The following is a 14,101-nucleotide window of genomic DNA, read 5'->3' on the forward strand; positions in this document are numbered from 1 at the left end:
AAATGATGCACAGCCGCGACAGCCTGGCCTCAGAATTCCAGCGACTCCAGGATCGCCCGAGCGCCGAATCCGCGCCGCCCGTTCTGTCCCTCTTCGTCGCCCAGGTCTCCGGTGACGCCGCGGAGTACGAGCAGCGTCTGCGTTCGGTCCTGTCGCCTGCTGTGCGGCTGGGGGCCACCGCGGACTTCGAGCAGGAGAGCCTCCCGGCCGACGATGTTCCGGACTGGTTCGCGGCCGTGAGTTCCGGAAACGAGGAGCGGGCTCCGCAGTTCGCCAGGGCCGGCCACGACGCATATGTGGAGCGCACGGGAGGCGGCCGGCCGTGGGAGCTGCAGAACTGGCTGTACCGCTTCGACCCCGACGAGGACTCGCGAGGCTGGGAGTGGTGGGACGCCACACAGGCCGGACCCTCCCGCGTCCACATCTGGGTGGACAGCTGGGGGGAATCCTTCTTCGGCTGCCAGGACCTGCTGTGGGCCGCGTACGCATCGGGCGCGGTCCGGATCGACGGGCCTGTGATCCAAAAATCCGCCGTGTGGGCCGCAGAGCGGGGAGCTACGCACTGACGGGCTCGGCCCGGCATACGCGTGCTTCGATGCCACGCCGTACACGGCAGCTGCCTCAGAAAAGGCTCTGCTGAACGACATCCACGTCGCCTGGCCCCGCCGGCGGCCCGCGTCCCGGTCAACGAGGTCCTCTCAGCAGCTCAGAACAGGCCCTTGTACCCCTGCCAGCCCGTCCCGATCTTCACGGTCGAGTTGAAGGAACCCGCGCCGTTGCCGCTGTTGCGCAGCAGGTCCCCGGCCGCTCGAACAGGGACGCGGCCCGTTCCCGCCAGGAGCTTCTCCCCCGCCGTACCGTCGCTTCGCCACGGGCAGGTTGACGTCGCGCATCCTGGCGTTCGCCAACTCAGGTCTCCGAGACCGACGGTGTCAGCCGATCACGGGGCGCTGCCTCACCGCGGCCCCGCGCCCGCCTCCTTCAGACGCGCCCCCGTCACTGCCCCACCCTCCCGTCGACGCACTCCCGCAGCAGGTCCGCGTGGCCGCAGTGGCGGGCGTACTCCTCGATGCGGTGCACCAGCAGTTCGCGTACCGCGATGTCCTCCCTGCCCACGCGCGCACCCAGGTCCGGGTGCTCGGCCAGGGTCGCGTCCGTGGCCGCCTGTTCGCGTTCCAGGTCCGCGTACGCGGCGTCGACCACGGACTGATCCGCGACGGCTCCGGTGAAGTCCGCGTCTCGTTTGCCGTACAGCTTCGGCAGCGGTTCGCCGTCGGTGATCCAGTTGCGCCAGTCGCGTTCGACCTCGGCGAGGTGGCGGAGCAGGCCCAGCAGCGACATCGTCGACGGCGGGACCGACCGGCGGGCCAGTTGCTCCGGGGTCAGGCCCTCGCACTTCATCCGCAGGGTCATGCGGTAGTTGGTCAGGAAGTCGTCCAGCGTCGCGAGCTCACCGTCCGGACTCGCACCCTCGCTGTTGCGCGGGTCGTCGTTCGGGTCCGCCCACATGTCGGGGTAGACGGTTGCCTGGGTCCATCGTGCGGGCTGGTCGCTCATGCGCTCCCTGTTCGTCCGTGGGACCGCCCGAGCAGTGCGGGTGCCCCGAGTTTGCCGCCCAATGTGTCAGGGACGACCGCCCGGGCGCCCCCCAATTTCCGCGGCAGGTGTGGTGACGGCCGGGCCGGCCGGGTCGGCAGGGTCGGCCGGGTCGGCCGGGTCGGATCGTGTCGAGAAGCCCCGCCCCGCTCCGACGTCTCCTGCGGAAAGGCTCCCGGGGCACCCCGGAGCCGTAGGCACCCGGGCCACACCCACGAAGGGGCAGCGATGCAGACACTGACTGTCGATGTGTTTCTCTCGGTCGACGGATGGGCCGGTGGCGCCACCTCGCCCGGGTATTTCGGGTACTTCGGGCCCGAGCTCGATGCGTGGATCAAAGGTGAGTTGGACCTGCCGCAACTGGTCGTCCTGGGGCGGCGGACCTACGAGGCGCTTGCCGGGCTGCCGCGGGAGGCGCGGGATGCGTCGTGGGAGCGGATGGCCGGGCTGGACAAGGTCGTGTTCTCGGCGACGCTGGAGTCGGCCTCGTGGCCGAACACCCGCGTCTGTCACGAGGACCTCGTCACCGAGGTCGGCCGGCTCAAGCGGGAGAGCGGCGTGCCGCTGCGCACGATCGGGAGTCTTTCCGTGGCACGGCAGTTGTGCGGCGCGGGACTCGTCGACCGGTTGAGGCTGATGACCTTTCCCCTGCTCGTGGGGGAAACGGGCCGTGAGCCGTTCTTCGCGGGGGTGACGTCCGCCGACCTGGAGCTCGTGGGGCACCGGGCCCTGGACGACCGGGTGTTGCTGGTCGAGTACCGGCCGACCGGCCGGGAGATTCCGCGGGCCTGAGCGACGGGTGGCCGCGCCGGACACGGACCAGGGCCGGGCCCCTGTCAGGAGGGGTCCGGCCCTGGTGTCATACGGTGCGGCCCGGTTCAGGCCGGAGGTGCGCAGCGCCTACGCGGCTGTGCGCGGTGTCTCAGCGACGGTTCCAGGACTTGCTGTCCACGACATGGCCGCGGCGGTCCTTGAGGATGGCCTTGTCCTTGTTGTCCCAGACGTAGTTGCGGCGGTCCTGGAACACGTCGGTCCGGGTGTCGTGGCCGATGCCCGTGTGGACGCGGACCGTGGAGCGGCCGGCGAGGGTGAAGTGGCGGAACGTGTAGCGGTGGCCCGCCTTGTCGGTCAGGGTCCAGCCGTTCAGCTTGACCGGCTTGCGGGAGGTGTTCTTGATGTCCACCCACTCCGCGTTGCGGGACCGGTTGGAGTTGTCCTCGCGGCCGGGGCTGTCGTACTGGATGCGGCCCAGCTCGATCGCCGACTTGGAGGGTCCGCGGTCGTGCCCGTGGTCGTGTCCGCGGTCGGCCGCCACGGCCGGCATGGCCAGGGCGGTCACCACCGCGCCGGTGGCCATGGTGGTGGCGACGAGAGTGCGAGCGGTACGAGAAGCAGACAAGAGAAAGCCCCCTCGGATCAGGGGCACAACGGTCCGTTCGGCCCGTTGTGCTGTACGGGTTCTCGGCCGTCCCCGGGCCGAGGACCCAAACTCTGCGGCCCCGAGACGCCGGTCCGCAGGTGCTCCGCTTCGTGTTACTGAATGCGGACATTTCCGTAACTCTTGATTGCGTCGTTCAACTAACTACTGAAGTGACGTTCCAGACAAAACGTGCCTGCTGCACCAACCCGGGCCGTCACTGACAGCAAGCCTTTGCGGGCTCCGGCGCACCACCCCCCGCGCCACCCCGCTCGCCACCCAGGGCAGAGCTTCGCTCCAGGTAACGAAGCGAAGCGGCCGATCCTCGAACGGTCTGCCCCATGTCGTATGCAGGTGCGAGAAATTGCCGGCCGAACGGGCTCGCCGCGCGTCCACGGGTGCGGGTCATTTATTCGGATGCCGTGGCGAGCGGCGCCGGGTAGCGTCACGTCCCGCGCCTTCCGATGCGCTGCGTCCCGGTTACTTCCTGAAAACTCATCCACCGGTGCGCATATCCGATCTCGGAAGGCGCACACCGCCGAGTCCTCGACCCACGTCCTCGACCCGTGCCCCTCGATCCCGCGCTCCCCGGTCCCGCCGCTCACCGGCCCCACGCATGCCGTCCCGCGACCGCGCACCGCTGTGACCGACAGCCGCCCGCCACCTCTTCGACCCGTCGCTCCCCAGGGGGACTTCTGCATGACCCGGTTCAGCCGCCAGCGGACCAAGGCCGACGCCAGAGCGGAGATCCAGGCCGAAGTGCCGGGCCTGACCGCGCGCGGAGTGACCTCCCCGCTTTCCACCGACGGCCGTTGGGCCACACCGCCGCGCGGTGCGTCCGCGCCGGTGGTCACGCGATGGCTGCCGTGGCTCACCAACCACCAGGGCGGCGCCGGGTACGTCCGGGAGCCGAAGGACGCGCTCTTTCTGCTCGCCGTCGCCAACATGGTCGGGCGGCACACCTTCTACGAGAGCGCCGAGTCACGCGACGACCGCTATCTGCGGCTGATCCGCGAACTCGCCCTCAGCGAACCGGCGTGGCCCCTCGGACTGCTCAGCTGGCTGCGGACCGACGCCCGGATGCGGACGGCCTCGCTGGTGGGTGCGGCCGAATTCACCCGTGCGCGGCTGGAGGTCGGAGAGGCGGGGTTCAGCCGGCAGGCGATCAATGCCGTACTCCAACGCCCGGACGAGCCAGGTGAGTTGCTGGCGTACTGGACGTCCCGGTACGGCCGGCGGCTGCCCCAGCCCGTCAAGCGCGGGGTCGCCGACGCCGTACGCCGGCTCTACACCGGGCGGGCACTGCTGAAGTACGACAGCGATGCTCGGTCCTACCGGTTCGGCGACGTACTGGAGTTGACGCACCCCGCGCCGGCCGCGCCATGGCAGGGGGAGCTGTTCCGGTACGCACTGGACCGGCGGCACCGGCCCCACCGCGCCGTGCCGCCCGTGGGCGATGCGCTCCTCGGCGCGCACCACGCGCTGATGGCTGTGCCGGTGGCCGAGCGGTACGCCCTGGTCACCGGTCCGGACGGGGCCGATCGGCTGGCGGCGGCGGGGATGACGTGGGAGGCGCTGGCCGGCTGGCTGCACGGTCCGCTCGACGCGGCGGTGTGGGAGGCCGTGATCCCGTCGATGGGGTCGATGGCCCTCGTCCGCAATCTGCGCAACTTCGATCTCGCGGGCGTCGGTGACGAGGTCGCCGCGCAGGTGGCGCGCCGGATCTCGGACCCGGACGAGGTGGCCCGCTCACGGCAGTTCCCGTTCCGCTATCTGGCCGCTCACCGCAACGCGCCCTCGCCGCGCTGGGCGCAGTCCCTGGAGACCGCCCTCAACCACTCGCTCGCCCGTGTGCCCGCGCTGCCCGGCCGGACCCTCGTCCTGGTGGACCGCTCGGGCTCGATGTTCTGGCACACCAGCGAGGGGAACGACCTCACCCGGGCGGATGCCGCCGCCATTTTCGGGACCGCCCTGGCCACCCGGGCCGAACACGCCGACCTGGTCGAATTCGGCACCGGCAGCCGCACGGTCGAGGTCGGACCGGGTGACTCCGTCCTGCGGGCAGTGGACCGGTTCCACGACCTCGGCGGCACCAACACCGCCGCGGCGGTCAAGCGGCACTACCGCGGGCACTCCCGGGTGGTCGTCGTCACCGACGAGCAGGTGCAGTCGACCCACTGCAAGGACCCGCTCGCCGCGGTGCCTCGCGATGTTCCGGTCTACACCTGGAACCTGGAGGGGTACGCCACCGGGCACTCCGCCTCCGGGCCGCACCGCCACACCTTCGGCGGCCTCAGCGATGCCGCCTTCCGGCTGATCCCGCTCCTGGAGGCAGCGCGGGACGCGAAGTGGCCCTGGGAGCAGCCCGCCGACTCCCGCCTCTGATGTGCACCGGGTGCGCGGCGGCACCGCGCACCCGGTGCACGACGTCACCGATCGCGCTGCGATGCTGACGGACCACCGACCGTCAGCTCGTCACCACCACCGTCGTCGTCACCAGGACCGCCACCATCGCCGCCTCCATGTTCCGGATGGCGGTGCGCACGCTCTCGCCCGCCCACTGGCCGTTCGCGATCTCCTCCATCCGCGGTGAGACCTCCTTGCGCGGCAGGTCCGGGAAGGCGAGCCGGTGCAGTTTCGCCGCGTGGATCAGCGCGATCAGGCCCGCCGAGCGGTCGTCCGGAGTGGCGTTGTGCAGAACGAGGGCGGCGAGGCGGCTGCGCAGCTCGCGCTCGGCCGAACCGTCTGCCTCGGGGTAGCGGCGGACCGGGAAGAGGCCGAGGACCTTGCGCTGTTCCTCGCTCACCAGGCCCCGGTCGCGCAGGCTGTCGATCGTGGCGGTGACGGCCTTGTCGTGGTCCCTGGTCAGCCAGTCGGTGATCTTGGGAGGCTTGCTCTTCTTCGACGCCCAGGCGTCGATCAGTGCGAGGCGCTCGTCGAGCAGCCGGGTGCCGGTGGGCGTCGTGTCCTTGACGGTCAGCCGCTCGCGGTCCACCGCTATGCGGCCCGCGAGGACGAGTTCGAGCACGATGCCGCCCGCGACGGCCCAGCCCGCGGCCTGCCGCTCCTTCGCCGCTCCGGACTCGTCGTCCAGCGACAGCAGCATGATCTCCTCGCCCAGCGTGACCGTCATGCGTCTGTTCCCTCCAGTCGTTCCCCCTGCCCTGTTCGACGCCCGGGGGTGGGCCGCCAGTTCCCGTGCCGGTCCCCGCAGCGGCGAAAAGGCGTGTGATCGCCACGCCCTCCGGTCATCTCGGCCGCCCCTATACGCTGGGAGATTCGCATCGACGAGTTGGGGGGCCATCCATGGCACTGTTCGGGAACGCGCACACCATCGACCCGGCGGCGGCGCAGCAGGACTACGCGCGGCTGCTCGGGCAGGGCGAGCAGGTGCACGCCGCGTATCTGCTGATCCGCGACACGATCCTCTTCACCGACCGCCGGCTCCTGCTCATCGACAAGCAGGGCATCACCGGCAAGAAGGTGGAGTACCACTCCGTGCCGTACCGGAGCATCACGCACTTCGCGGTGGAGACCGCCGGGACCTTCGATCTCGACGCCGAGCTCAAGATCTGGGTGTCGGGGACGCCGGCACCGATCCAGAAGACCTTCACCAAGGGCGTCGACATCTACGAGGTGCAGGCCATCCTGACGCAGTTCGTGGCGCGCTAGCCCGCCACCGCGCGTCCCCGGAACCACGCGACCGGGCCGGCTCCGCGCTGGACGGGGACGCACGGGCGGGAGGCCGCCGTGCGCCGAGGGGGGTCGGCGCGAGAGGGTTGGGGCGTGTCCTCCTCCCTTGCACCCGCGGCCCAACAGCCCGTGCCCGCCGGGCAGATGATCGTCTGCGGTGACGACGCGCTGGCCACCCGGCTCGCCGGTGAACTGCACAGCGTGTACGGCGAGCGGGTCACCCTCGTCGTACCGCCGGCCCGGTCGTCGGCGAGCAGTCCGTCGGCCGCGGCGCCGAACCGGATCCGTGCCTCCGCGCTCTTCGGGCGGGTGAGCGCCGTGATGAACCGGCCGGGGACGGCGGACGCGACCGGATCCAGCGGCGAAATCCTGCTGCCGGTACGCGAGATGGAGGCCTCCGAGCCGACCGAGGAGGCGCTGCGGCTCGCCGGAGCGGAACAGGCCGCCGCCGTCGCCCTCGTCTACGACGACGACGAGACCAACATCAGGGCCGCGCTGGCCGCGCGCCGGCTCAACCCGCGGCTGCGGCTCGTGATCCGGCTCTACAACCGCAAGCTGGGCCAGTATCTGGAGGCGCTGCTCGATCAGGCCGCCGTGGTCGCGATGCCCGGGCTGGACGCGTCCGAGCTGGACGCTTCGACGACCGTGCTGTCCGACGCGGACACGGCGGCGCCGGCGCTGGCGGCCACCGCCGTGGCCGGTACGAGCAAGGTCGTCCAGGCCGACGGTCTGCTGCTGCGGGCCGTGGAACGGCCGCCGCACCGGCAGGGTGAGGCTCCCGATTCCGGTCTGTGCACCCTTGCGCTGCTGTCGTCCACGGTCGACGGCCCCTCCGGCACGGCGGGTTCGGACATCGGCGCGGACAGACCGCTGCTGCTGCCCGACGACGCGACCGTCGCCGCCTCGTCCCGGCGGGGCACGGTGGTGCTGGAGGCCGTGTCGCACAGCGGGCCCGCTGTGCCGCCCCGGCAGCTGGCCGGACGCGGTGCGCCGCTCGGCGAGATCTTCTCGCGGCGGCTGCGCTGGGCGCTCGCCGGGATGGGGGCGGCCGTGCTCGCGCTCGCCGTCGCCTCCTGGCTGACGACCGGCGAACACCCGTTGCGGGCCGCGTATCTGACCCTGCTCGACCTGTTCGCCATCGGTGACCCGGCCGTCGGGGAACCCACCGCCCGTCAGGTGCTCCAGCTGCTGTCCGGACTGGCCGGGCTGGCGCTGCTGCCGGTGCTGGTGGCCGGCGGGCTGGAGGCGCTCGGCGCGTTCCGCGGGGCCGCGGCGCTGCGCCGTCCTCCGCGCGGCCTGTCGGGGCATGTCGTGCTGCTCGGGCTGGGCAAGGTCGGCACCCGCGTCCTGGTCCAACTGCGGGAGCTGGGTATCCCGGTGGTGTGCGTGGAGGAGGACCCGGAGGCACGCGGCATCCCGCTCGCGCGGCGGCTGCGCGTTCCCGTGGTGCTGGGCGATGTCACGCACGAGGGCGTCCTGGAGGCGGCGAAAATCCACCGTGCGTACGCGCTGCTGTCCCTGACCAGCGTCGACACCACCAATCTGGAGGCGACGCTGTACGCGCGGACGGTCAAGGCGGATCTGCGGGTCGCCTTGCGGCTGTACGACGACGACTTCGCCACCGCCGTCTACCGCACCCTGCGCGTGGCCCATCCCGACGCGCTGACCCGCAGCCGCAGCGTCTCCACACTCGCCGCTCCCGCGTTCGCCGGCGCGATGATGGGCCGGCAGATCCTCGGCGCGATCCCGGTCGAACGCAAGGTGCTGCTCTTCGCCGCGCTGGAGGTGGCCGGTCACCCGCAGTTCGAGGGGCGGACGGTCGCGGAGGCATTCCGGCCGGGAGCGTGGCGGGTGATCGCCCTCGACACGGCGGAGCCGGACGACCGCCCCGACCTCGCCACCGCCCGCCGCGACATCCGCCGCGAGCACGCCGGCCGGCTGCTGTGGGACCTCCACCCCGGGTACGTCCTGCGGCCCGAGGACTGTGTGGTGGTGGCGGCCACCCGGAGAGGAATGGCCGAACTCCTGGGCCGGCAGCCCGAGTCGCGTGCCGCACGCGGAACGACCCGGACGGACGGGTGACCTGCGACGGGGCGTTAGCGTCCGGGCCGGCTGTGCGGTTCCACTGGGACCCGCACAGGTTCGTCCGCCATACTGCCTGCCGTGGAGCAGCGCATAGGTTCGATCATCCCGCCGACGGCCGCCGCCGGACTCGACCCGGCACACATCCCCGGGCTGGTGCCCCCGCGCCCCGCGGAGGGTGACGAGACGGACGCGGCCGTCCCCGAGCAGGCCACCGACGCGGAACAGGCCGACGAGGCGCCGCCGAAGGACGCCGCGCCCGAGCGCGTGACGTCCGAGGACGAGGGCTCCGGCGCGGAGGGGTCCGCGCCCGAGGATCCCGGGAAAGCGGGGCCGGTCGAGGACGACGGTCCCGTCTTCGAGGCCTCCGACCGCCGGGGCGCCATCGTCGCCGACGCGGAAGGCATCACCTTCCGGCTGGACGAGGAAGAAGCCCGCTTCGGCTGGGGCGAGATCGGGGCGGTGGAGATCGGCACCCCGCGCTTCGGCCGGCGGTTCGGTGTCACCGTCTACGTGTCCAGTCAGCGCTGGTTCGAGAACGACGTCGAGGCCTCGTCCAAGGCGGAGTTGAAGCAGTGGGCGGCGGAACTCGACGCGGTGCTGGACGCCCGGTTCGAAGACTCCGACGCGTAGCAGTTGATGTGCGGGGGCCGAACGCGCAGGACCTGATGCGCAGGACCCGGCGCGCGGTTCACGTACTCCGATGCCGTCGGCCTCACACTCCGGACCCGACGTCCCGGTCACGCCCGAGCATGTCCGACCTCAGCACAGAGCCCCGGGCCGCCGGCCCGGGGCTCGTTGCCGTCCACCGCCCTGTCACACCCCCGTCGGCACGACACTGCGACCGGTCTCGTGCGCGTACAGCGTCGCCCGGTCGTGCAGGGCCGCATGGACCGCCATCCGTGCGTCGCGGCGGCGCTGGGCCGGGCCGTCGGGCAGATGCAGGACTCCGGCGTTGCCGCGGGAGCCGCGCTGGATCTCCGCGGTGCGCGGGATGCGCAGCGACTCGTAGTGCGCGAGCCGGGAGGCGACCGGTGTGCCGGAGTCGTCGGCGAGGCAGGCCGCCAGGTCCATCGCGTCCTCGATCGCCTGGTTCGCGCCCTGCGCCATGAACGGCAGCATCGGGTGCGCCGCGTCACCGAGCAGCGTGATGTGGCTGCTGGACCAGGTGCGCAGCGGAGGCCGGTCGTGCATCGCCCACTGGTGGGTGCTCTCCACGGCCCGGACGATGTCGCCGACCAGGCCGTTCCACGTCCCGAAGGCCCGTGTCAGGTCGTCCGGGTTCCCCGGCGCCGACCAGGACTCGGCCGGTGCCTCGGTCATCGGCACGGTCGCCGCGTAGCTGATGTACTCGCCCGAGGAGACCGGGTAGCAGACGAAGTGTCCGCCCGGGCCGAGCCACAGACGTACCAGCGACTCGCGGGCCTCGGCGGGCAGACGGTCCACCGGGACGAGACCGCGGTAGATGCCGAGGCCGGCGAAGACCGGGGCGTCGCGGTGGAACGTCTCGCGGACCGTCGAGTGGATTCCGTCCGCGCCGACGACGACATCAGCCGGGCGGACGGTGCCGTCGTCGAAGGTGAGCCGTGCTCCCTCCGAAGTCTCCTGTGCGGCGCGCAGCCGACGTCCCAGGTGGAGGCTGTCGCCGTCCACCAGGGAGAGCAGGGCCTCGTGGAGATGCGCCCGGTGGATGGTCAGATAGGGCGCGCCGAACATGCGCTCGCAGTCCCCGCCGAGCGGGGTGCGGGCGATGGGGCGGCCGGTCCAGCCGCGTACCTCCATCGCCTCGATGCGTACCGCGTGCTTGCGCAGCGCGGGTTCGAGACCGAGGCGGACCAGGGGGCGGATCGCGTTCGGGGAGAGCTGGACGCCCGCCCCGACCTCGGCCAGCTGCCGGGTCTGCTCGAAGATCTCGTACGGTGTGCCGTTCGCGGACAGCGCGCCGGCGAGTGCCAGGCCCCCGATGCCCGCGCCGACCACGGTGATCCGCGGCCGTTCCACTTCGTCCACTTCCCCGAACTGCACGTCTGTGACCGCCTTCCGCGTCGCCGCACCTGTCGGCGGAGCGGCTGTCGCACCGGCCCCGCCCCACGAGAATGTGCGGCCGCCACCCCGGCGGCAACGCGGGTCACGCCCTCCCCTGACAACTGTCGCCGGTTCCATGACGTCCGTCACCGGCTCCCCTCCGCGCCCTCCTGGAAGCCCGCGGCCCGGTCCTAACGTCCTGAGTGCGCCCCGGAGTTCTGTCCACGGGCGACCCACTACGCCGGGAGGAAAGACAGTGAAGGAACCGGAGGGACCGCGGTGACCGCGGTGGCCGTGGAGGGCCTGCGTAAGCGCTACGGAGACCACGAGGCCGTACGCGGTGTGGACTTCACCGTCTCGGAGGGCGAGATCTTCGCCCTGCTGGGTCCGAACGGCGCGGGCAAGACCACCACACTGGAGATACTCGAGGGCTTCCGTGAACGCGACGGCGGCCGGGTCGAGGTGCTCGGGCGCGACCCGGGGAAGAAGGCGGACGGCAAGTGGCTGCGCGGCCGGATCGGTCTCGTGCTCCAGGACATCGCCGTCGAGCCGTATCTGTCGGTACGGGAGACCATCGCGCGCAACGCCGGCTACTACCCGGCGCCGCGCGGCGTGGACGAGGTGATCGACCTCGTCGGTCTTCAGGAGAAGCGCGGCGCGAAGGTGAAGGACCTCTCAGGAGGGCAGAAGCGGCGTCTGGACCTGGCGTTGGGCGTCATCGGTGACCCGCAGCTGCTGTTCCTGGACGAGCCCACCACCGGTTTCGACCCGGGCGCCCGCCGCGGTGCCTGGGACGTGGTGCGCAATCTCCGGGACGCCGGCACCACGATCGTGCTGACCACCCACTACATGGACGAGGCCCAGGCGCTCGCCGACTCGGTCGTCGTCATCGCCGGCGGTGAGATCGTCGCCACCGGCACACCGGAGACCCTCGGCGGCCGGGACAGCGCGCTGGCCCGCATCAGCTTCGCGCTGCCGCGCGGCGCCGTGGCGTCCGACATCCCGCTCACCGTCACGGCGGTGGAGGACGGTCTGGTGACGGCGGAGGCCGAGGAGCCGACCGCGGCCCTGCACAAGCTCACCGACTGGGCGCTGCGCCGTGGCACTCCGCTGGAGCGCCTCAGCGTGGTGCAGCCGACGCTGGAGGACGTCTACCTGGACCTCACGCGTGATTACGCGGACCTCACAGACAAGGAAGCACCCTCGCCGTCCTCGGGCCGAGGGCCGCGCCGACCGAGGCGGAGCCGCTCATGACCACCCTGACCCCGACCACGGCCACGCGCGCCGACCGTCCCGCGGTCCGCGGCGGACATGGCCAACTGTCCCTGCTCGTCCACCAGATCCGCTTCGAGCAGCTGTCGTTCTGGCGCAACCCGCAGTCGATGGTCTTCACCTTCGTCCTGCCGATCGTCATCATCGGGATCTTCGGTGCCGTCTTCAGCGGCGGCAGCGGCGAGACCTTCTTCTTCGGCCTCACGGGCATGCAGTACTACACGCCCACGATCGCCGCGGTGTCGGTGCTCGGCGCCTGTTACGGCCAGCTGGCGATCGTGCTGGCGATGCGCCGCCAGCAGGGCATCCTCAAGCGGCTGCACGCCACGCCGCTGCCCGCCTGGATCTACTTCGCCGGGCTGCTGGTCCACTGTGTGGTGGTCAGCGTCGTCGACGTCGCTCTGGTCATGGGCATCGGCTCGCTGTACGGCGTGACACTGCCCTCCGCCTGGGGGCCCGTCGTGCTGACGCTGGTGCTGGGTGCGGCGAGCTTCTGCGCCCTGGGGGTGGGCGTCGCCTCGCTCATCAGGAACTCGGAGGCGGCCCCGGCCGTCGTGCAGTTCATCCAGTTCCCGCTGGTCTTCATCTCCGGCAGCTACTTTCCGATCCACGCCGACGTGTTGAACACGATCGCGGGTCTGCTGCCGGTGAAGCCGTTCAACGACGCCATGCTGGCGCCGTTCGCCCACGACGCCGGCTACCAGTGGAAGGAACTCGCCGTCCTGGCGGCCTGGGGTGTCATCGGCGCCCTGATCGCCGTGCGCCGCTTCCGCTGGGACCCGCGGCCGGAGTGAGGAATCCGCGCGACACCGCACCGCTCACGACAAGGGGGGCCTCCCGGGGAGGCCCCCCTCGGTGCGTCGGTGCACAGTGCTCGCGAGCCGGCGGAAGCCGCGCGGAAAGGGACGTAGGCGGAAAGGGACGTGGGCGAGGAAAGGGACGTGGGCGGCAAGGGACGTGGGCGAGGAAAGGCCCGTGGGCGCACGAGAAGGCCCGGCCGGAGGGGGATCCGGCCGGGCCCTGTCGTCCCGCGGGGGGTCAGGCGGTCCGCGTCAGCTCCCCGGGGCCGTGCGCACCCTCGGGGAGGGGGAAGACATGCGCGAGCCAGGCGTAGGTGCGCAGTTCGTCCAGCAGGCTCAGGCCGAGCCGGTTGTGGAGCATGTGGGCGTGTGAAAAGAGGATCATGCCCGGGTGGGTCGGTGACTTCTCCTCGATCAGCTCCTTCAGGGACACCAGCGCCGTGTGCCAGCCGGCGAAGGGGCCGTGGCCCGCCGGGTCGGCGTCCTTGGCGGAGCCGTCCCGGTCGATGGTGGTGATCCGGTCGAGCAGGTCGTCCGGGTAGCCGGCCTCGGTCGCCCAGGCGCGCCACGCGCCCAGGCCGTGCGCGTAGTAGTACGAGCGCTCCGCCGGATCGCCGAGGGCGCCTGCCGCGGCCATCGTGCCGCGCAGGGCGAGCATCGCGCGGTGTCCGTCGGTGGAGATGCGGGGGACGAATCCGAGGACGAGCTCACTGGCGAGCCGGAAGAGCCGCTCGGTGGCGGGCATCAGGGCCGCGCCGCCGTAGCGCTCGGTCTCCGGCTCGTAGACGGCCCGGTGGACGCCCGGCTCCCGCAGCTCCCGCACGAAACGGTTGTCGCCCGTCTCGCCCGCCGCGGCCAGCCGGCCCGCGCCGAGCCGGTAGGCGTCCGCGTCCAGCGGCTCCTCGCCGTCGGTGAGCCGGCCGGCTACGGCCAGCCGCTCGGTGAGGGCCTGCTCGACCCGGTCGTACGTCCGGGGGTCGAGGTCGCCGATCCGCAGCCGGACGTGCGGTCCGGACTGCCAGTACCGCATGAAGAACCAGGGTCTGTCCGAGGCCAGTTCGCGCACCACCGGGCCCACGACCTCGGTCAGTACCCGGTCGTGGGCCGATCGTGCCGTGGTGGCGAGGTGCAGGTGCCACGCGTTCCAGTCCGTGGTCCCGCCGGGCGGGGCGGTGTGCCCGGTCGTGTCTCGCTGCGTCATGTGTCGCTCCTTCGC

At 71.8% G+C, this 14,101-nt stretch carries 13 protein-coding genes; 8 read left to right on the forward strand and 5 right to left on the reverse strand.

Annotated elements, in window-relative coordinates:
- Nucleotides 1–2 precede the first annotated feature (2 nt).
- Nucleotides 3–566: a hypothetical protein gene (locus RPQ07_RS17925; RefSeq protein WP_313945160.1), complete on the forward strand. Its 564-nt coding sequence runs from the start codon at nt 3–5 to the stop codon at nt 564–566.
- Nucleotides 567–996: 430 nt separating this feature from the next.
- On the opposite strand, the gene RPQ07_RS17930 is transcribed toward RPQ07_RS17925, so the two are convergent.
- Entirely contained in the window at nt 997–1,557 is a 561-nt protein-coding gene (locus RPQ07_RS17930) for a DinB family protein (RefSeq protein ID WP_313945161.1), read from the reverse strand.
- Nucleotides 1,558–1,824: 267 nt separating this feature from the next.
- On the opposite strand from RPQ07_RS17930, the gene RPQ07_RS17935 reads away from it, so the two are divergent.
- Nucleotides 1,825–2,388 (forward strand): dihydrofolate reductase family protein, encoded by a 564-nt coding sequence (locus tag RPQ07_RS17935; RefSeq protein ID WP_313945162.1) that lies wholly within the window; start codon nt 1,825–1,827, stop codon nt 2,386–2,388.
- Between the two features lie 130 nt (nt 2,389–2,518).
- Here the strand turns inward: RPQ07_RS17935 and RPQ07_RS17940 are convergent, their stop codons facing one another.
- On the reverse strand, nt 2,519–2,995 hold the full coding sequence (locus tag RPQ07_RS17940) for a lamin tail domain-containing protein (RefSeq protein ID WP_313945163.1): 477 nt from the start codon (nt 2,993–2,995) through the stop codon (nt 2,519–2,521).
- A 717-nt stretch (nt 2,996–3,712) separates the two neighbouring features.
- Between RPQ07_RS17940 and RPQ07_RS17945 the strand changes: the two genes are divergently transcribed.
- Complete coding sequence (locus RPQ07_RS17945) at nt 3,713–5,398, forward strand: TROVE domain-containing protein (RefSeq protein ID WP_313945164.1); 1,686 nt, start codon at nt 3,713–3,715, stop codon at nt 5,396–5,398.
- Nucleotides 5,399–5,480: 82 nt separating this feature from the next.
- On the opposite strand, the gene RPQ07_RS17950 is transcribed toward RPQ07_RS17945, so the two are convergent.
- A complete protein-coding gene (locus RPQ07_RS17950; protein WP_313945165.1) occupies nt 5,481–6,146 on the reverse strand; it encodes a GOLPH3/VPS74 family protein in 666 nt (221 codons plus the stop codon).
- Between the two features lie 173 nt (nt 6,147–6,319).
- Here RPQ07_RS17950 and RPQ07_RS17955 point away from each other — a divergent pair, with 173 nt between their 5' ends.
- From RPQ07_RS17955 to RPQ07_RS17965, 3 genes are all read left to right on the forward strand, one after another.
- Entirely contained in the window at nt 6,320–6,685 is a 366-nt protein-coding gene (locus RPQ07_RS17955) for a PH domain-containing protein (RefSeq protein WP_313945166.1), read from the forward strand.
- 165 nt (nt 6,686–6,850) lie between these two features.
- Nucleotides 6,851–8,788, forward strand: coding sequence for an NAD-binding protein (locus RPQ07_RS17960; protein ID WP_313948935.1), 1,938 nt, complete (start codon nt 6,851–6,853; stop codon nt 8,786–8,788).
- 81 nt (nt 8,789–8,869) lie between these two features.
- On the forward strand, nt 8,870–9,421 hold the full coding sequence (locus tag RPQ07_RS17965) for a hypothetical protein (RefSeq protein WP_313945167.1): 552 nt from the start codon (nt 8,870–8,872) through the stop codon (nt 9,419–9,421).
- A 183-nt stretch (nt 9,422–9,604) separates the two neighbouring features.
- On the opposite strand, the gene RPQ07_RS17970 is transcribed toward RPQ07_RS17965, so the two are convergent.
- The gene (locus tag RPQ07_RS17970) at nt 9,605–10,813 is read right to left on the reverse strand and encodes an FAD-dependent monooxygenase (protein WP_313945168.1); all 1,209 of its coding nucleotides are present in this window, start codon (nt 10,811–10,813) and stop codon (nt 9,605–9,607) included.
- Nucleotides 10,814–11,092: 279 nt separating this feature from the next.
- Between RPQ07_RS17970 and RPQ07_RS17975 the strand changes: the two genes are divergently transcribed.
- Nucleotides 11,093–12,067, forward strand: a complete 975-nt coding sequence (locus RPQ07_RS17975) for an ABC transporter ATP-binding protein (RefSeq protein ID WP_313945169.1) — start codon at nt 11,093–11,095, stop codon at nt 12,065–12,067.
- On the forward strand, nt 12,064–12,879 hold the full coding sequence (locus tag RPQ07_RS17980; protein ID WP_313945170.1) for an ABC transporter permease: 816 nt from the start codon (nt 12,064–12,066) through the stop codon (nt 12,877–12,879). Before RPQ07_RS17975 ends, RPQ07_RS17980 begins: the two co-directional genes overlap by 4 nt.
- 244 nt (nt 12,880–13,123) lie before the next feature.
- On the opposite strand, the gene RPQ07_RS17985 is transcribed toward RPQ07_RS17980, so the two are convergent.
- Nucleotides 13,124–14,086: a thiopeptide-type bacteriocin biosynthesis protein gene (locus RPQ07_RS17985; RefSeq protein ID WP_313945171.1), complete on the reverse strand. Its 963-nt coding sequence runs from the start codon at nt 14,084–14,086 to the stop codon at nt 13,124–13,126.
- Nucleotides 14,087–14,101: the final 15 nt, after the last annotated feature.

Source organism: Streptomyces sp. AM8-1-1, from assembly GCF_032229325.1.
In the GTDB taxonomy this organism is placed as follows: Bacteria; Actinomycetota; Actinomycetes; order Streptomycetales; family Streptomycetaceae; genus Streptomyces; species Streptomyces achmelvichensis.

What these genes read in the sequence shown, in the direction of transcription:
- RPQ07_RS17925 (WP_313945160.1), top strand. Translation starts at nt 3, where the DNA reads ATGATGCACAGCCGCGACAGCCTGGCCTCAGAATTCCAGCGACTCCAG.
- RPQ07_RS17930 (WP_313945161.1), bottom strand. Translation starts at nt 1,557, where the DNA reads ATGAGCGACCAGCCCGCACGATGGACCCAGGCAACCGTCTACCCCGAC.
- RPQ07_RS17935 (WP_313945162.1), top strand. Translation starts at nt 1,825, where the DNA reads ATGCAGACACTGACTGTCGATGTGTTTCTCTCGGTCGACGGATGGGCC.
- RPQ07_RS17945 (WP_313945164.1), top strand. Translation starts at nt 3,713, where the DNA reads ATGACCCGGTTCAGCCGCCAGCGGACCAAGGCCGACGCCAGAGCGGAG.
- RPQ07_RS17950 (WP_313945165.1), bottom strand. Translation starts at nt 6,146, where the DNA reads ATGACGGTCACGCTGGGCGAGGAGATCATGCTGCTGTCGCTGGACGAC.
- RPQ07_RS17955 (WP_313945166.1), top strand. Translation starts at nt 6,320, where the DNA reads ATGGCACTGTTCGGGAACGCGCACACCATCGACCCGGCGGCGGCGCAG.
- RPQ07_RS17960 (WP_313948935.1), top strand. Translation starts at nt 6,851, where the DNA reads ATGATCGTCTGCGGTGACGACGCGCTGGCCACCCGGCTCGCCGGTGAA.
- RPQ07_RS17980 (WP_313945170.1), top strand. Translation starts at nt 12,064, where the DNA reads ATGACCACCCTGACCCCGACCACGGCCACGCGCGCCGACCGTCCCGCG.
- RPQ07_RS17985 (WP_313945171.1), bottom strand. Translation starts at nt 14,086, where the DNA reads ATGACGCAGCGAGACACGACCGGGCACACCGCCCCGCCCGGCGGGACC.